Origin of the sequence: Gracilibacillus alcaliphilus (assembly GCF_016909015.1) — a bacterium.
Lineage (GTDB): Bacteria > Bacillota > Bacilli > Bacillales > Amphibacillaceae > Gracilibacillus > Gracilibacillus alcaliphilus.
Genome location: NZ_JAFBFA010000010.1, coordinates 17,468 through 35,894, shown reverse-complemented (window position 1 = coordinate 35,894; position 18,427 = coordinate 17,468). Strand labels below are relative to the sequence as shown.

The following is an 18,427-nucleotide window of genomic DNA, read 5'->3' as shown; positions in this document are numbered from 1 at the left end:
CATTTAAACACCGTCAGAATAAGTTTGCAACTGGAATATATCGTGGTAACGTTTGCTTGATTAAAATTGTAATATTCTGATTATTTGCTTATTTCCTTTTCGAACCAAGCGTCAATTTTTTCCAGGATGTTTTGTGTTTTACGAACCTCTTTGAAGGATGGAAGCTGAGCCATTAATGTTTGCTTTGGCGGCTTTGTACCTTCTCCTTGTTTCTGTAATACAAGGATACTCTTTGCTTGCTGTTCCGATGAAAACATGGATAATGGCAATTGCAGCAAAGCAAGAATATGGGCATGATCACGCAAAAATTTCTGTAACGGCTCACTTTGATCACTAGTAAATAAGAAATTCGGGATCAAAAAGATTAAATAACCTGTTTCTTTAGTATAAGTCATGCTTTGTTCAATAAACAAATGATGAGCATAAGAATGACCAGTTTCTGCCTGTAACACAAACTGACTGGCTTGTTGATCATTAGGATAATAACCGACTGGCAAATCAGACACCACTGCATCGACAGGTGCTAACAGCAAAGATGTTAAGCTGTCTTGATGAAAGAGTTCCAGCCCTATTCTTTGGACATTGGCGCTTTCCGTAGCAATCTGGATCAAAGTTGGATCAATTTCTGCCCCATATGCTATGGTAGCTGGCTCAATTTGATTAATTACAGCCGTTAGTAAGTTAGCCGCGCCCACTGCAGGGTCAAATAAACGGAACTGTTCTTTCTCTCCTAGCAGTTTTTCTAACAAATAACCAATAAACAGTGCCACAGAATCCGGTGTAGTTACATGTTGCTGCTGTGTCGAACCTTTCATTCCCTTTATAAGTGCCAGTTGAATTACCTTACGGATCGATTCTGCCTCTGCCTGTTGCTGCAGGAATGTTTCTTTCAATTGACGCAATGTTTCTTCTGTCTCAGGATTGGGCAATTCCAATTCTTCTTCTGTTTGAATTGCCCGTAATGCATAAATAATACTATCTAAATAGGTTTCACCCTCTGTTGACTCAATGGTAGTTATTAATTGGTCAAATTGTGAAAAAGTTTTCTCGATATCAAACGACATAGTTTCTCCCCCGCTCCTGTACTAATTGGAATAACTGTTCATATTATGCAGGCTAGTTATTCCCTTTGTCTACTAAGAAGCATTGTTTATCCCTTTTCTTTACGATCTTTTAACAGCTCTACCACCTGCTGAATCAAATCGGGATTTTTCTCTGCTTGTTTCGTGTGATGAATAGTATTATTTCCTTGTAAGGTTAAAAGTTCCACCTTTTCTTTACTGATAAGTAAAAAAGCAGTTGGTGTTACCGAAACACTTCCCCCTCCACCACCGCCAAATGGAATAATCGACTCTTGCTGATTATTTTGACTCTTTGGCAGAAATTCACTTCCTCCTGTCGCAAAACCATATTTAACGTGTGATAATGGAATTAAGGTTTTATCATTGGGCAATTCAATCGGTTTTCCAACCGCTGTATCTACTTCCATAAGTCCTTTTAAATGATCTGTAGTTAATGACATAAATCCTTCTAATGGATGTTGACTTTCATTTTGATTTTGATTATTGTCTCCCATTGGAAAACTCCTTTCGCCATTTATTTAGTTCCTTAATATTTTGCCTCAAACTCAACGATATCATGCATTCTCCTTCTGTTTGAAAAGCAGTCTGTTCAAAATCGGCCGCTACTTTATTGTCTGCTTGGTGCAGTGACCTTAGCCATTCAGTAACAACCTTCAAAAAGACATATAGATAAGCAGTTACAGCTGGGTCAGATGTCGATACCACCGTTTCCGACTGCACTTGTATATGTTTGGCATGCTGCCGGACATATTGGATCATTTGCAAAATCTTTCTGGCATGAATGGTGACATCACTTGGCAAACCATGAAAATCAACCCTTTTTGAATACAAAGGAATACGCATAGTATGACAACTAAGGTGCAAATATTGTTCCTCTTCCTGCCAGCACCAATAGACGTGAATTGACACAGCCAGTGTAAAATAAAGACAAAGTAAAATAATAAAAATGATTAAGAAAATGATTAAGCCAATCACCATGATGTTCACCTCTATCAATTATTATTTACGAAATAGGTAACTTCATTCTTTTATCCGTTAAAAAGAGATGGTTTCGATGGGATAGTCTGTGAAACCATGATAGAATAAGGGGAAGTGGTATTTTAACCAAGGAGGTAAGTTTATGGATAGCCGATCAAACATTTACTTTTTCCACAAAAATAATCAAGAAACATTAGACAAGCTAACACCTCTTGTTGAAGATCTAAAAAAACACGGATTCAATATTGTAGAAAAGGCTGACCAAGCGAACATTGTGATCAGCTTTGGCGGCGACGGGGAATTCCTTCAAGCAGTAAGAAAATCCGGATTCCGCCAAAATTGCGTCTACTTAGGCATAACCCATTCAGACGAATCTGGATTGTATTGTGATTTCGACATTGATAATTATGACCGCATGGTAAATTCAATGATGACAGATAATATTGAGGTCCGAGAATTCCCAATCATTGATGTTACCATTAACGACCAGACCTCTTTTCAATGTCTGAATGATGTCACTATTCGTTCTACCATTATAAAAACGATTGAGATCGATGTATTGATAGATGATCAGTATTTCGAGAGTTTCCGAGGTGATGGTTTAGTCGTTTCAACGCCTACAGGCAGTACAGGGTATAGTAAATCCACCGATGGAGCGGTAATCGATCCTAAAATTCCTTGTTTCCAAGTTAGTGAAGTAGCCTCACTGAACAATAATCGCTATCGTACATTGGGATCTTCTTTTATATTAAATGAAGATCGAAAATTGCGTCTAGAGGTTATTCAGGATGGAAATGATTACCCAATTGTCGGTTTAGATAATGAAGCCCATCCTATCCAGAATATTCATTCTGTTTCCGTTGAATTGAGTGATAAGCGGATTAAAACGGTAAAATTAAAAGATAATTCCTTCTGGGATCGTGTACAACGTACATTCTTATAAACACACAGAAGCATATCATATCATGGTTAAACCTACATGCAAATACCTAGTAACAAGTGAATTGTTAAATCTAAAGGCAATACTCATTTACTGGAGAAGAATAGGGGCTGTTGCAAAATGTAATATTTACATTTTGCAACAGCCCCTTCTTTTGTCGGTTGGAGTGTAACAGGGAATACTTTGCTTACTTGCTGCAACATCTCAGCCTCAAGTTATAAACAGTTAAAGCGAGATTGTTATCAATGGGAGCGTATGAACAGATAAAACCTTGTTTTTTATAGCGTTTAGAAAGTGAGCATTCTATTGTTACGCTCATTTTGCTTCTGACTATTTTTGATACATAACTTCCCCATCAACAATAGTTGCCTTCACTGCTATTTCATGAAAACGATCTGGCTCATGTGAAAATAAATCGTGTTCTAATACTGTGAAATCAGCGGTATAGCCTGATTTGATCATTCCCCGGTTTTCCTCGTGACTAATAACAAAGGCGCTTCCTTTCGTATATAAAGAGATTGCATCAAAGACCGAAAGCTGTTGATCTTTGCCATATATCTGTTGATCAATACGTGAGCGCCTTGTAACAGCCGCTTGAATACCTAACAGCGGATTTACCTCTTCAATGGGAGCATCTGAACCGCCGGCACATGCAATCCCTTGTGTAGTATAGGTTTGCCATGGGTAAGAATTCATTGCCCGTTCTGTTCCAAGGCGCTTGATAACCCATGGGAAATCGGAAACAACAAAAGATGGCTGAATATCCAGTACAACCGCCGTTTCCTTCAAACGTTCAATCAACTGGTTGTCCACCACTTGAGCATGGATAATACGATCTCTTAAGCCATTGGCAAGTGGATATTTAGCGATCAATTTCACAATCTCTTCGACGGCTTGATCACCAATGGCATGAACAGCAACTGGATGCTGATAGCTTCTTGCCTTTTGAAACAACTGCTCCAAATCAGCAGAAGTATGGATTGGAATTCCTACATTATCTGGATCATCTGCATACGGCTCCTTCAGCCACGCCGTTCTCCCACCCAAGGCGCCATCAGAAAAGAACTTCATCGCTCCTAATGTAGTAAACTCACCGCCATCTCCATATCGGTACCCCTTCTGAACCATCTCATCAAATACTTGGTGGTGTACCAATAAATGGGCTCTGAATTTATACTTGGTTGGTAAAATGGCTTGATACGCCTCTAACGTACGTTTAAATCCGCCATAATAAAACAAATCCTCACTGTGTCCTCCAACCAAACCGAGACGTAATAAATCTTCAATCGCTACTTGAATCGTTTGTTTTAGTCTTTTTTCTGATTCTTCAGGCACAGTTTCTTTTACCAATTCTTGTGCCTGATCTAACAAATAGCCTGTAGGGTCACCTTGTTTATCACAGACGATTTTTCCGCCCTGGGGATCTGGGGTTCTTTTCGTAATCCCAGCAAGTTCCAATGCCTTAGAATTCACAATAATAGCATGGCGGCACACACGTGTTAACATCATAGGGTGTTCCGCTGAAATGGCGTCTAACTCGTTTTTATCAATAATTCGGCTCTCTTCCCATTGATTTTCGTTCCAGCCTTCGGCAATCAGCCATTCCCCCGGATCTAGTGTAGTAATTTTCTGTTTAATGGCTTCTAACACAGCTTCAGCCGATAACATCTGAGATAGATCCAGGTGCAGTAATTTCTCACCATGCCCCATAATATGTAAATGACTGTCTACAAAACCAGGATACATCACGGCTCCCTCTAAGTCAAAGACCTCTGTAATCTGTTCTTGGTATGCAGTCTTTAAGCCTGCTTCTGTTCCTGTCTCGACAATATATCCGGCTTCTGTATATACTGCCTCCACTTTTGTATCTGCTGTCTCCATTGTATAGATTGTGCCACCTACAAATAGCGTTCCCATTCTATCACCCAATCTGTCTTCATATTATATTTAAAGATAGCAAAAAGCTCAACAGAATAAAAGTACAAGATATCAAAAGAACAATGATTCAGTAGAAATTTGTCGAAAGATGATGCAGTAGACAAATAAAAAAGGATAGTGCCACGAACACTATCCTGCGTACTATTATTTTGGTTGTCCACCTAATTGTTGTTCAGCCATTTGCACAAGGCGTTTTGTGATTTCTCCACCTACTGAACCATTTGCACGAGAAGTTGTATCAGCACCTAAATTAACACCGAATTCTTGTGCAATTTCATATTTCATTTGATCAAGTGCTTGACTTACACCAGGTACTACTAAGTTATTAGAGTTGTTGTTTGCCATTGTCTTTCACCTCCTCTTGACTACACTACTATCATGCGCGGATTGAGGTGAAAACATACAACTTTTTTATTGGTAGTTATTGGTGACAAATCCATTCCCTAGAACAGATCATCCAACTCTTGCTGCTGCTCATTTTTCGCTTCTATTGTAACGGTCTCTATCAATGGTAATATCGTTTCTAGTTCTTTTTCTACATTTATTTTCACTTCAAATTGTTCTACTTTTTCTAATCTTGGTTTTGTTTTTGGTTGTTTTGGTACAAATACCGTACAGCAATCCTCATAAGGTCGAATCGAAATGTTATACATGTCCACTTGTTCTGAAATAGCGATAATTTCTTTTTTATCCATTGTAACTAAGGGACGGACTACTGGATAATTGGTCACTGCATTAATGGCATGCATACTCTCCATTGTCTGACTGGCGACTTGCCCTAAGCTTTCTCCCGTTACAATCGATAAGATACCGCGCCGTTTTGCCACCGCTTCTGCAATTCGCATCATCATCCGACGCATCACTGTCATCGAATATCCATGAGGGATTTCACGATGAATCGTTTGTTGTAAAACAGTAAATGGCACCAAATGAATACGGATCGGACGCCCATAAAAGGCTAACTTCTCAGCTAAATCTAATACTTTTTCTTTGGCACGCTCACTCGTATAAGGCGGCGAATGGAAATGAATGGCTTCTAACTCTACTCCGCGTTTCATTGCCAAATAACCGGCAACTGGGCTGTCAATCCCACCTGAAAGCAGCAACAAAGACTTACCTGAGGAACCAACCGGCAAACCGCCTGCCCCATCCACTTTTTCTGATGTTAAAAAAGTAGCCTCCTGCCGGATATCAATAGTTATTTCTAAATCTGGCTGATGGACGTCCACCGTGATGCCTTCGGTATTGACTAATAAATGACTACCTAATATTTGATTAAACTGTTGTGAACCAATCGGAAAATCTTTATTGGATCGTTTTGTCGTTACCTTAAATGTCTGTATCTTTTCAGATTCCTTTAATAATTTCAGGGCAGCTTCCTTTATAGCTTCTTCTTCATTGGCTACCTTCAAGGCTACACTCATATTATGAATACCAAAGATGCTTTGACAGCGTTCCATAATAGCCTTCGGATCTTCACCATTTAATACGATATACATTCGGTCTCTCGTCTTATTTAGTTTTATATTGGGAAATGAACGCAATGCCTTGCGCATATTATCAGCTAATTGATTAATAAAATATTTTCGGTTTTGCCCTTTTAAAGTTAGCTCTCCATAACGGATCACAATATGATCATACTGCATCTTTTTCTACCTCATTATCTGTTGTAAATTTGTAATTACTGCGTCTAATTGTTCACAAAAAGTCGCTATATCTGCTGTTGTCGTATCATAAGACATACTTACACGCAGTCCTGCCGCAGAAATTCCCGGTTCTTTGCCGCAAGCAGCTAATACGGCACTCTCATCCGCACTTTTGGAGGAACAGGCCGATTTGGTAGAAATCATAATCCCTTGTTCTTCTAAAGCATGGATGACTACTTCCGGTTTCAGACCGGGCACAGAGAAATTAACGATATGTGGCGCCCGATGCTGATCAGGAGTATTAACAACTACAGCAGGGTTTTCTTTTAAATGACGGAGCAGTTTTTCTTGTCGTTCCATCAACTGATCCCGTCCCTTTTTCTGAGCTTCCTGTATTAGTCTCATCGCCTTTACCAGCGAAACAATCCCTGCCAAATTCTCGGTACCTGAGCGTAAACGCCGTTCCTGACCGCCTCCATTTGCTAAAGCAAACAGCCTAATTCCATTCTTTACATATAAAAGTCCTGTTCCTTTCAATCCATGGATCTTGTGACCGGAAATAGTGCATAAATCAATTTGTGCGTCTTTGATCGATAATGGCTCTTTACCAAAACCTTGTACATAATCCACATGAAAAAATACCTTCGGATACTCACGAAGGATCGCACCAATTTGCTTAATCGGCTGGATCGAGCCGATTTCGTTATTGACATGCATAATGGTTACTAAGATCGTATCTTCTCTTACATTTGCTTTCAACTGATTTATATCTATAATACCTGCCCCATTAACGTCTAGATAACTTACTTCAAATCCCAATCGCTCAAGGCTTTGACAAGCTTCTAATACAGATGGATGTTCTACTTTAGATGTAATAATGTGTCTGCCTCTTGTCTGGTGTTCCAACGCAATTCCCTTGATTGCCATGTTGTTGCCTTCGGTTCCTCCAGAAGTAAAGACAACTTCATGAGGCTCCACATTCAATAAATCGGCAGCCTGTTCTCTAGCCCTTCGCAATAGCCTTTCTGCTTCCATACCTAGTCCATGTATAGATGATGGATTGCCAAAGAATTGACTAGACACCTTCATAAAGCTCTCCAGTACTTCTGGTCTTGGTTGTGTGGTCGCACTATTATCTAAATATATCATTTCATATCCCTCTTTTTATGGTGTCACTTGGTACTAGTATTCATTATTTAGTCCTTCTTTATGATATGCATTCGTTAAGTATAACGAGATAACCCCCTGCTGATGTAGGTCAGATCATTCTTTTCTTACACTGGCATATCTTATCATATTTCTTCCTTTGTGAAAATGGATCAAGCCGAAATACTGCCGATTTCTTTCATTTCTCTTCACAATAGAAAAGATATTCCTGTTCAGACTACAGGAATATCTTTATGTGCAATGAATTCATCCTATTTCGCTATATAACAATGATGATCCAGTTTCTTACATCAAATGAAGTAGCAGGTTCTTCATCTAGGGAAGAATCAACCGAACGAAATCCAGACCTATTTCTCCACTGTATTCCGGCTTTGTTCCATTTCCTTTTGTTTAGTTCGCCAAATGCTGGATATTCTTGTCTAACTCTTCGATTTTTTTCATTGCATTATCGTCTACCTGTTCTAAGGCTTTTACAGCTGTTTCTAAAGCAGCTTCATATTTGTACTGCCGAAATAACTTCTCAGCTTCATTTAACTGCTGGGCTAATTCTTTATGACTACGGCGATAACGGTTGCCATATTGAATCGTTAATTCCACTAATCGTGCTTGGTCTAATAATAAGTTGGTTTGGTCAGTAAAATAATTAACTGATTTTCGGGTATCCTCAATAGCTTGTTGAATTTTATTGATATCTAGTGGGTGTTTATCTAACTGAGTAAGTACAAGATCGGATTTCCCTGCTGCTTCCTCTAAAGCATTGATAATATAGGAAGGAATTCCTGGGATATTACTCTTTTCCAGCTTCTTACTTGTCTTGGTCAACTGTTGCTTTAATGCAGAAATATCTTCCTTGGCTTCAAGTTCATCTTTGCGCAGATCCTTAATCTGTAATTGAAATTCCTCTTGTTCCTGATTAAGTTTCTCAAGATCTTGTGACAATTCTTCCAGTTTTTCCTGGATTTCTATATGTTTGATATCCTCATTGTCCAAGTTTTTGTCCATTTGTTCCATATCATTTTCTGCTTTAGCCAGCTTTTTCTCTACATTACGCATTAACTCCAAATCAGATGACTCGATATAATAACTTTGTTGTAATTCTTTGATTTGATCTGTTGATGCTACAATATGCCGCTTGATCTCTTGCAAAATATCTTGTTGTTTTGGAAGCATGTTTTCGACATTTGCTTTTGCCTTCACTTCTTGTTCTAAAGCTTCAGAAATATCTTGGAGACGTTGAACGACATTGTCTAACACCTCTCTATTTCCATCTGTTTCTGCCTTGTTAAGCTGTGAAACCACTTGCTGTAACTGCTCCTCAAATTCCTTTAATTCGGAATGGAAACCAAATGACTTCACTCGGCAGCCTTCTTCTTCTAACTCTTCTAACTGACGAGCTAATGACTTTATTTGAGCCGGTATTCCCTTCTTCGCCTCACGATACAAATCAGGAAACTCGCTCATTTTCTTTTCAATCGTTTCCACTTCTTCTTTTAAATCTTCCATTACTTGCTGAGCTTCGATGTAGTTACCTTCTGTTGTTAATTGTGCTGCTTTGGAAAGTTCAGCTTCCATTTCCGTTATGGCTTGATCAAAAATCGATTCTGCTAGGCTGAATTGACTTCTATTATGTAAAAGCTGCTTCTTTAATTTCTTTATTTCAGGCTCCAATTCGCTCATCTGGTTACGGACAAACTTTTCAGAACCTAATAAATCTTCCAGCTCATCCAGCATTTCTTCAATTTTCACTTCAATATCCTGTAAAACTCGTTCGACCTGTCTTAAATTTTCCTGTGCCAGACCAATCCGGAACTTGTCGGCTGCCTCCTCGGCATCCAGCATATATTCCTCTAGATTAGGTAATTCTTTTCCAACGATGGTATCCCAGTTATCTCTCCAGGCTTCAAACTTTTCTTGTGTTTCTCCAGATAAGTTTAATTTCTTTACTTTCGCTAACTCTTCCGTTACATTCCGGTTCATTATATCTAACTTCCATGCCTCTAATCGATCCACATTATCATAGACCTTCTTTCGAAAGATCAAACCTACAATAAGTAATACGATAATAATAAGGATCGCACCAATCACAACTTCAACCATTGAAACTCCTCCTTCAAACCCAACCAAAAACACAAAAATATGTCATCTACATCCATTGATATTATTACTAGTTATGATACCATGTTTCAAGACCTTTTGCTAAATTATTTACTATTTTTTTGATTATTTTATCGAAACTTGTATTAGACTGTCCCAAACTAGATATTTGTCAAGCATTTCATTGTGGTGTATGATAAGACAAATTCAGTTGAAATGGGATGGGAGTGAGCAATATGTTTCAAACAGAAAATTATAACGGAACAAAGGAAAAGGACTATCCAATCGTAGTCAAACAATTAGCGGCACTACTAGATGGGGAGACAGATATCATTGCAAATTTATCCAATGCCTCTGCCTTATTAAATCAATTCTTGGATGATGTCAACTGGGTCGGCTTCTATTTGTGGAAAGATGATGAATTAGTCTTGGGTCCTTTTCAGGGACTTCCGGCCTGTGTACGAATTAAAAGCGGAAAAGGGGTGTGCGGGACTGCCGTTTCAGAGCAACAAACACAACTTGTCGCAGATGTACATCAATTCCCTGGCCATATCGCTTGTGATGCTGCCAGTCAATCCGAGATTGTCGTACCTATTATAAAAGATGGGGAGATTTTTGGGGTATTAGACATCGACAGTCCAAGCAAAAACCGCTTTGATGAAGTCGACCAAAAATATCTGGAGCAATTTGTAAAAACACTAGAAAAATTTATTTAAGTGCAGGCAAACATTCCTTGCTGAAAAAAGCTTGGAATGTTTTTTCATGAATTTGCAGCAATTGGTTGACTTTCCTCGTTCCACATCATATAATGAACTTTGTGTAAAAAAGGTAGCCTATGTGAACCGCCGGCTTGCTAGTTTGTTCCTTAACACTATAGTTAAGGTGCATCGTGTAACTCTCTGCTACTAGGGCGAGGATGCATGAAAACAAAATGGGAGCTTGGAATAGGAACACACTGTCTTATTTATGCAAATTCATATATAAAGGAGAAGATGCACTATGGCTCGCTATACAGGTTCTGTATGGAAAAAGTCTCGTCGTCTTGGTATCTCATTAACAGGTACTGGTAAGGAGTTAGACAAACGCCCTTACGCACCAGGTCAACATGGACCTAATCAACGTCGTAAACTATCTGAATATGGTTTACAGTTACAAGAAAAGCAAAAACTTCGTTTCATGTACGGAGTAACGGAACGTCAATTCCGTAACTTATTTGACAAAGCTAGCAAAATCAAAGGTATCCATGGTGAGAACTTCATGATTCTTCTTGAGTCTCGTCTTGATAACCTTGTTTACCGTTTAGGCCTTGCTAGAACTCGCCGTCAAGCACGTCAATTAGTAAATCACGGTCACATTACAGTAGACGGAAGTCGTGTTGACATTCCTTCTTACCAAGTAAAGCCCGGTCAAGTAATTGGTGTACGTGAAAAATCACAAAAATTAGACATCATCGCTGATGCAGTGGAAGCTAATACTTTCACACCAGAATATGTATCATTTGATGGTGACAAATTAGAAGGTACTTTCGTTCGCTTACCAGAGCGTTCTGAATTACCAGCTGAGATCAACGAAGCACTTATTGTTGAGTTCTACTCTCGTTAATCGAGATGAACGAACTGAAAAAGCCTTAGAAACATATCAATGTTTCAAGGCTTTTTTTTACGTATTTTAGCAATATAATAAAGAAGAATGGAACCTATTTTTGGCTTAACCATACAGCGTGAGCAGGACGTAACTGTTAACGAGTAATACTAACCATTTTGGATTTGCTTAATATTTGGATTCTGAAACTAGAGCACTATATCAAGAAAAATAGACGAAAACGGAAAAAGCGAACAAAATCAATTGATAAAGGTGAAAACAATCAAATTTTGTTCGCTTTTCCATGTATCTTTTTTTTACACTAAAGACAAGATCATGTTTAACACTAGAAATAATAAAATTAATGTTGGTATTCGAACCAGTTATGTAAACGATATTGCTTACTCCCGTAGCACCAAGTTCGGCTGTGATACCTCTGCCAGCGCCTCGAGTTCTACCAACACCCTTAGCTACTTTCCCTGCTAGAGTTTTATAATTTGCTATCTTCCCTCCTTTAATCATTAACCTTTTTAAAATTTAAATAATGGTCTCTTGTAGTCTTATCAAACTTTTCTATAGCATATCTTAAGGTGATTCTAGGCATAGTGCTAGCGTGTTTATTCAAGAAAGATTTCAGCTGATCCTCATCTTTTTTACCAGCTTCACGAATCAAACCTCCAACAGCCTTGTTAATCAACTCCTCAGGATCATTTACCAGTATTTCAGCGATGGCAAAAGTGTCCTCTGTATTACCAGCCTTGATAAAACTCAGTGTACATACTATAGCTGTCCTTCTTTCCCAAATATTAGGTGATTTCGCCATTTCATATAGCTGATCTTTCGATTTATCAAGCAAATACGAGCCTATAACAGAAGGAGCAGCACGATCGACGAAATCCCAATTGTTGATTCGGTCATGTCTTCGTATATACAGTTCGTACAATGCTTGTTTATGATCATCAGTTTGTTTTTTGGCCTTAGCTTGAAAATCCATAATGCTTACTGCTCCCATTCTCACCTCATAATAATTACTTTCTAGAAGCCGTTCAATTTCTGTCAAAGGCATATCTATAAATTTTTTTGCAGTTTGGAAGACTGTACGCATTTTCAGACCTAAACATTCTGTATTTTCATCCGAATCTTTAAAAAACTTTTTCATTTTTTCTATTTCTGCTTCATTTTGATGCTGCTTCAATTCCTGAATAAAACCATCAGCGGTATGATTTGTCATTTGGTTAACCTCTTTTCATCTAATAATAAAGTTTTAAGCCCCAGTAAAAGGTTGACTACTTACTTTCCATTTTTGCTTGATTCCCTCAGGCTGTTTGTTTTTTTGCAAGAATACGCCAATAAAAAAGAGGCGAAATGTTATAAAAACGTCCCTCTGACGTGCTGCCTGCCATCCTACGTTGACTCTGTATAAAGGGCATTCTAGTCTTTAAATAACTTTTAAATCACCTCACAATCAAAATTTCGTATCCATTCATAATTATTATAACAGTAGTTTGAGGGTAAAATTTCTTTTATATTGCTAAATCACAGATCAAATAAAACATTTTCGATCTCTTTAACTGAACTGTAAAACAGTGATAGAAAAATATTAAAATGATTCCGTTGCAGCTTTGTAAAACACCTTGCAAACTTGGATCTTCGCAGAAAAATACAAGCATTCATTTTTGAAAAAGACTGATTTTCTTTCACTTAAGCTCTTCCATTAAAGTATCATTGACTTAAGCCTCTAAATATTTTTTTCAGTTTACCTGTAAAATCCAAATACTTGTACGTGACATTGGCACTATCTACGGAAGCATATTCTGTAATTCAGAAAAGTTAAGTATGCTCAGTGTAACAGAGATGATCAACAATATGAACGCTGGTATGGATATACTGTACGAATCTTTTACTCTGATATGTACGATGACTCCAATCAACATAGTAATTGCAAACCATAGTCCTGCGATGACCACAACCCACGGTAACCAAAAACCAATAATCAATCCCACAACACCAACTACCTCTACCCAACCGGTTACTACCCGAAACCACTGAGGAAGTTTTAGATGCTTAAAAATGGTAACCTGTTGTTCATGCCCCAATATTTTTTGTATGCCAACACTTACAAATATAGCAATCAGTATAAACTGCAGAACAAAAGAAATAACCAAAATCATCCCTCCATACATTTAATTTTTGAATCTTATTTAGTAATATTAGCAAATTATATCTCTCCGGTTTTTTCCGCTGTAACAATAGAAAGAAAGATACTAAGACTTCCTAACAGACACAGCACCACAAGAACTAGGTTAAAATTAAGGTTTAACATTGATGAGAGGTATGATGATTGCATCGTAACAATAGCAACAATTACAGTTGGAACTGTCGCTCTTTTCCAAACTCCCAAATAAAAGAGCGGAATAAAACTAATCAAGGTAATCATCAATGAGCGAAAAATCATCTGACTAAAAAAAGTGATGATATCTGAAAATGTCGGATCACCGTTTATAATTGAATGGACTTGATCATAAAAATAAGTGACAATGCCTGTTAATAAATAAGAGGCCATAGTAAGGAGAAATACAAACATCGCAATAAAAAGTATTTTCGCTGCAAACAGTTTTTTTCGGCTGAACGGATAACTAAAGGATAAAGAAATCGTTTTATTTTTATATTCATCAATAAAAACTTGGTTGATTAAAGAGGCTCCAAATAAGATAAATCCCATTTGAATGAAGAAATTCAGCTCAATAACTGCAGCATAACTCTGACCAAAATCATAGTTAAGGACCTCTATAAAGAAAATGGGTAAAAACATTATTATAAGTGGATAGACTATCACTTCCCCTATCACCGATTTTTGTTTTAGCTTTTTCCACTCTAATCGCATTAATTTAATCATCGCCATTACCTCCATTTATTTGTTGGTAAAAATAATCTTCCAATGAATTGGAATGTTTCTTTATTTCTTCAATTTCAATATCATGAAGAATAAGTGTTTTTGAAATTTCGTTTGGAGTAAAGGCCGTATCATAAATGCGAATTTTACGATCCTGAATGATCTTCATATTCGAAAGGTTGAGGTCGTTTTCAAGTAAATAAACAGCCTGCTTAACATCTGTCACCACAAGCTCGATATAATCAGAACGTTCATTTCGAATATCTGCCAAAGTGATCTCATTTAATAATTTTCCATGATGAATCACACCAACTCTGTCAACAATTTGCTCTAATTCTCCTAATATGTGACTTGAAATAACAAAAGTCATCCCATATTCCTTATTAAGCATTCCAATTAAATGACGCATATCTTTAATCCCAATTGGATCTAGGCCATTTGTCGGTTCGTCTAAAACGATTAGTTCAGGTTTTGTGATAATCGCTCTCGCAATCCCAAGCCGCTGCTTCATTCCAAGCGAAAAATCTTTTACAGTTTTTTCTTCAATTCCTTTTAAATTTACCAGTTGTAACGCTTGTTTCATCTCATGTTCGTCAAAAAACCCTAAATACTCACAATGCAGCTTTAAGTTTTCAAATGCAGTTAAATGTTCAAAAAAGACCGGATATTCAATAATACTGCCCACTCTTGCCAATACGGATTTTGTTTGTTCCGCCAATCTCTTATTCAAAATTAAAATTTCTCCCTTAGTAGGTCTTGTTATACCCGTAAGCATCTTCAAAATGGTTGTTTTACCTGCCCCATTTGAACCGAGTAATCCATAAATTTCACCTTTTTTAATATGAATGCTTATATCGGATATAAGTTCTTTCTCTTTAATTTTTTTCGTTAAACGATTCATTTGAACGATATATTCCATGATTTAGCCCCTCCTTAACTATATCTTATTGTAATAATTGAAATTAATTTTTTTCTTTCTCATTCCTTACAAATTTCTTAAGTTTGCGTTAACTACAAAAAAGAGGCTGTTCCTGATGAACACCTCTTTGGAAGTCTCTAATACGTTATTCTCTTAAAAATACATGTAAACACTGTTTTTTTATACGGTTGGCTGATTAGTTTAATCTTACCATTCATTGCTTCAGTTAAACGTTTAGTAATACTTAAGCCAAGGCCGCTCCCTTGAAATTCTGGATTTCTTGCATCATCCATCGTATACAATCTTTCGAATACACGATCTTGATGTGGTTCTGCAATCCCTTTACCTTCATCCCAAATATCAATAGCAATATTCTCACCTACTTCTCGAATCGTTAAGCCAATTACACCACCGTCACTTCCATAATGAATCGCATTTGAAATTAAATTGCTCAAAATACGATTCAACGAGTTCTCATTACCTAGAATAAAATAATCCTGTTCTGGAATGTCTACCTCTACACGGAGACCTTTTTCTTGTAACAAGTGATAAAACTCCAATACATTCTTCCGGCAAATTTCGTTGACTGATAATCGACTGATTGGAAAATCATCGTCACCTGACTCTAGCTTAGCAAGGTCAAAAAATTTGTTCATCAATCCGATGACATTTAGTATTTTTTCATGAAGGCGCGTCATTATCTCATATCGCTCTTCTTCCGAAATTGTCTTATCCTTGTTTAACTTCTCTATGTACACAAGAATAACGGTTAGTGGTGTTTTTAAATCATGCGACATATTGGAGAGCATTTTTTTCATACTTGCTTTTGTTCTGACGTTATCAGCAACCACCTTTTGGTTATGACTTAAAAGACGATTCACTTGAATAAGCATTTGCTGAATAGATGGCCGATTCGTTTGCATTAACACTTTATTAGCTGATTCCTGTTCGATAATATTAGATAATTTATCATGCATCTCGTTGAGTTCACGTTTTAATTTTTGCATGGACATATATTTCCATCCGATGACGAGTAGCAAAAAAATAATTATTACTATTAGAAAAAAACTCATACCTTACTCCCCTAATTTATAGCCAATCCCCCAAATTGTCCGTATATATTGCGGATTTGATGGATCTTTTTCAATCTTTTCTCGCAACCTTCGAATATGAACATTAATGGCATTCTCATTATCAAAGTAATCCTCTTCCCATATTAATTGATATATTTGCTCTTTCGTAAAAACTCTGCTATGATTCTGCATAAAAAGCTTTAAAATATGGAATTCCTTTGACGTGAGTCGGATACTTTTCTCGTTTAATTTTGCTGAAAACGTATCCAAGTCAAGCGTCAGTGCTTTAAATTGAATGATATGTGAAGAAGATTCCCTTGCTTCAGGAAGATACTGCGTAGCCCTGCGAATAGCAGCATGAATCCTTGCCGTTAATTCAACAATGGAAAATGGTTTGCTGATATAATCATCCGCACCTAAACCAAGACCTAACGTTTTATCAACATCACTTTCTTTGGCTGAAATAATCAGTACTGGAACAAAGCTTCTCTCTCTCATTCTCTTTAACAACTCTATTCCATTCAGCCTTGGGAGCATTAAATCGAGTAATACAAGGTCAACTGGCGTATTTTCAAAGAGTGTAAGTGCCTCTTCACCGTCAAAAGCTGTCAGCACTGTAAAATTTTCCTGTTCTAAGTGCCCTTTAACCACTTCACTTATTTCCATGTCATCTTCTACAATCAATATCTTCCTTTGCATAATCAAACATCCATTCTTTTATGATTAAAACTACACGATACTTTAGCGAAAAGTACAAGGAGACACGCTTCTTACTATAAGCAATTAAATCATTCTATCCTAAAAAGTTTGGTTATTCTGTATGTTCTCTTCTCTAATAATTGGTCTGATTGCATAATATACTTTCTCTAGAAAAACGTCCTTTTAGATTATCATATCTAAAGAGATTAAACTTCGCAACTTTATTTTCAGCTTATAGGAGTTGCATGTGAATGAATACCTAGATAATGTAGAATAGAGATATAGATACGTTTGGCTGTAAAAATCAAAAAAGTTAATGAATTCACAAAAATTATGGGAGGAGTTTCATGATTGAATATGAAAAGATACATTTAGATGCCGGAAATCGAAGAGACAAAGAAAAAGTTTTAGAAATACTGCATCCAGATTTTTATGAATTTGGACAATCTGGTACAATTATTACTAGGCAAGATCTCGAACAGACAGAACTATCTCCTGATAACTTTTCCATCAGAAATTATCAGGTGCATCGGTTATCGGCCGATTCTAAATTATGTACTTATCAATTAGAAAACACTAGTACCAACAACCTGTCCAACAGAAGTTCTCTTTGGGTATTACATCAGAATCAATGGAAATTACTTTTCCATCAAGGTACGAGGGCTGAACAGCCAGCAGATATGCCTTGATTAACAAAGTTTTTTTCGACTAAACGCCATAAAACTAAACCGTTGAACAAAGGAGGATTTTAAGATGAATCAATACTACAGTGAGCGTGCTAAAGAATATGAGAATGTCTACTATCGTGAAGATCCTATTCGACAGCAGGAACAATCAGCCATCCAGACAAAAATGAAACAATTATTTAACAGCAAAGATACCTTAGAGATTGCTTGTGGTACTGGCTATTGGTCACAATTTGTGTATCAGGAGGTTCAACATCTGACAGCGATGGATGCCTCATTGGAAGTACTTGACATGGCAAAAGCAAAAAATCTGCCTGCAAATAAAGTTACCTTCCTTCAAGGGGACGCCTTTCAGCTCGATACAATTCCCGGTCAATTTGAGGCCGCCTATGCTAATTTTTGGTTTTCACATATCCCAAAGGACCGAATCGATGACTTTCTGCAGCAGTTTCATTTAAAATTACAAATCGGTTCTCCAGTCTTTATGGCTGATAATATATTTATTCCTTCTATCGGCGGTACACTAATGGAGAAGGAAGATGATGAAAATACCTATAAACGCAGAACCCTGCAAGATGGCAGTGAATATGAAGTCATTAAAAATTATTATAATGCAGACGAATTGCATGACCTTTTCGAGCGTTATGCCTATGATATAGATATTCATTTCGGGCAGTGTTTTTGGTGGATTAGTTATAAAGTAAAATCGCACTAAAAAGAAGCCGCATTCT

19 protein-coding genes are annotated in these 18,427 nt (G+C 37.2%); 5 read left to right on the top strand and 14 right to left on the bottom strand.

Translation table 11 applies throughout. The features are described from left to right. Positions 1-80: 80 nt before the first annotated feature. The 3 genes from JOD18_RS09460 to JOD18_RS09450 form a co-directional block, all read right to left on the bottom strand. Positions 81-1,064, bottom strand: coding sequence for a class I SAM-dependent methyltransferase (locus JOD18_RS09460; RefSeq protein ID WP_204668740.1), 984 nt, complete (start codon positions 1,062-1,064; stop codon positions 81-83). A gap of 86 nt (positions 1,065-1,150) precedes the next feature. After that, positions 1,151-1,576, bottom strand: coding sequence for a spore germination protein GerW family protein (locus tag JOD18_RS09455; protein WP_204668738.1), 426 nt, complete (start codon positions 1,574-1,576; stop codon positions 1,151-1,153). Next, positions 1,563-2,060, bottom strand: coding sequence for a hypothetical protein (locus tag JOD18_RS09450; RefSeq protein ID WP_204668736.1), 498 nt, complete (start codon positions 2,058-2,060; stop codon positions 1,563-1,565). Before JOD18_RS09450 ends, JOD18_RS09455 begins: the two co-directional genes overlap by 14 nt. 142 nt (positions 2,061-2,202) lie before the next feature. On the opposite strand from JOD18_RS09450, the gene JOD18_RS09445 reads away from it, so the two are divergent. Next, entirely contained in the window at positions 2,203-3,003 is an 801-nt protein-coding gene (locus JOD18_RS09445) for an NAD kinase (RefSeq protein ID WP_204668735.1), read from the top strand. 327 nt (positions 3,004-3,330) lie between these two features. On the opposite strand, the gene JOD18_RS09440 is transcribed toward JOD18_RS09445, so the two are convergent. The 5 genes from JOD18_RS09440 to JOD18_RS09420 form a co-directional block, all read right to left on the bottom strand. Then, the gene (locus JOD18_RS09440) at positions 3,331-4,917 is read right to left on the bottom strand and encodes an amidohydrolase (protein ID WP_204668733.1); all 1,587 of its coding nucleotides are present in this window, start codon (positions 4,915-4,917) and stop codon (positions 3,331-3,333) included. 165 nt (positions 4,918-5,082) lie between these two features. Further along, positions 5,083-5,283 (bottom strand): alpha/beta-type small acid-soluble spore protein, encoded by a 201-nt coding sequence (locus tag JOD18_RS09435; protein WP_204668731.1) that lies wholly within the window; start codon positions 5,281-5,283, stop codon positions 5,083-5,085. A gap of 98 nt (positions 5,284-5,381) precedes the next feature. Beyond that, entirely contained in the window at positions 5,382-6,584 is a 1,203-nt protein-coding gene (gene thiI / locus JOD18_RS09430; protein WP_204668729.1) for a tRNA uracil 4-sulfurtransferase ThiI, read from the bottom strand. 6 nt (positions 6,585-6,590) lie between these two features. After that, positions 6,591-7,733, bottom strand: a complete 1,143-nt coding sequence (locus JOD18_RS09425) for a cysteine desulfurase family protein (RefSeq protein WP_204668728.1) — start codon at positions 7,731-7,733, stop codon at positions 6,591-6,593. A gap of 408 nt (positions 7,734-8,141) precedes the next feature. Beyond that, positions 8,142-9,848, bottom strand: a complete 1,707-nt coding sequence (locus JOD18_RS09420; protein WP_204668726.1) for a septation ring formation regulator EzrA — start codon at positions 9,846-9,848, stop codon at positions 8,142-8,144. 233 nt (positions 9,849-10,081) lie between these two features. On the opposite strand from JOD18_RS09420, the gene JOD18_RS09415 reads away from it, so the two are divergent. Together JOD18_RS09415 and rpsD are read left to right on the top strand one after the other, a co-directional pair. Beyond that, the gene (locus tag JOD18_RS09415; RefSeq protein WP_204668724.1) at positions 10,082-10,561 is read left to right on the top strand and encodes a GAF domain-containing protein; all 480 of its coding nucleotides are present in this window, start codon (positions 10,082-10,084) and stop codon (positions 10,559-10,561) included. Between the two features lie 283 nt (positions 10,562-10,844). Next, the gene (gene rpsD / locus JOD18_RS09410) at positions 10,845-11,447 is read left to right on the top strand and encodes a 30S ribosomal protein S4 (RefSeq protein WP_204668722.1); all 603 of its coding nucleotides are present in this window, start codon (positions 10,845-10,847) and stop codon (positions 11,445-11,447) included. A 493-nt stretch (positions 11,448-11,940) separates the two neighbouring features. Here the strand turns inward: rpsD and JOD18_RS09405 are convergent, their stop codons facing one another. From JOD18_RS09405 to JOD18_RS09380, 6 genes are all read right to left on the bottom strand, one after another. Continuing rightward, the gene (locus JOD18_RS09405) at positions 11,941-12,657 is read right to left on the bottom strand and encodes a DNA alkylation repair protein (RefSeq protein ID WP_204668721.1); all 717 of its coding nucleotides are present in this window, start codon (positions 12,655-12,657) and stop codon (positions 11,941-11,943) included. 568 nt (positions 12,658-13,225) lie between these two features. After that, positions 13,226-13,609, bottom strand: coding sequence for a DoxX family protein (locus tag JOD18_RS09400; RefSeq protein WP_204668719.1), 384 nt, complete (start codon positions 13,607-13,609; stop codon positions 13,226-13,228). 35 nt (positions 13,610-13,644) lie between these two features. Further along, positions 13,645-14,322, bottom strand: a complete 678-nt coding sequence (locus tag JOD18_RS09395; RefSeq protein WP_204668717.1) for an ABC transporter permease — start codon at positions 14,320-14,322, stop codon at positions 13,645-13,647. Next, positions 14,315-15,238 carry an ATP-binding cassette domain-containing protein gene (locus JOD18_RS09390; RefSeq protein ID WP_204668715.1) on the bottom strand — a complete coding sequence of 308 codons (924 nt, stop codon included), beginning with the start codon at positions 15,236-15,238 and terminating at the stop codon, positions 14,315-14,317. The genes JOD18_RS09395 and JOD18_RS09390 overlap by 8 nt, the downstream gene beginning before the upstream one ends. Before the next feature lie 137 nt (positions 15,239-15,375). Beyond that, positions 15,376-16,311, bottom strand: coding sequence for a sensor histidine kinase (locus JOD18_RS09385; protein ID WP_204668713.1), 936 nt, complete (start codon positions 16,309-16,311; stop codon positions 15,376-15,378). A gap of 3 nt (positions 16,312-16,314) precedes the next feature. After that, the gene (locus JOD18_RS09380; RefSeq protein WP_275582981.1) at positions 16,315-17,010 is read right to left on the bottom strand and encodes a response regulator transcription factor; all 696 of its coding nucleotides are present in this window, start codon (positions 17,008-17,010) and stop codon (positions 16,315-16,317) included. Positions 17,011-17,357: 347 nt separating this feature from the next. Here JOD18_RS09380 and JOD18_RS09375 point away from each other — a divergent pair, with 347 nt between their 5' ends. Both JOD18_RS09375 and JOD18_RS09370 read left to right on the top strand, forming a co-directional pair. Beyond that, positions 17,358-17,699 carry a nuclear transport factor 2 family protein gene (locus tag JOD18_RS09375; protein ID WP_204668712.1) on the top strand — a complete coding sequence of 114 codons (342 nt, stop codon included), beginning with the start codon at positions 17,358-17,360 and terminating at the stop codon, positions 17,697-17,699. A 64-nt stretch (positions 17,700-17,763) separates the two neighbouring features. Next, positions 17,764-18,411, top strand: a complete 648-nt coding sequence (locus JOD18_RS09370) for a class I SAM-dependent methyltransferase (protein WP_204668711.1) — start codon at positions 17,764-17,766, stop codon at positions 18,409-18,411. Positions 18,412-18,427 lie beyond the last annotated feature (16 nt).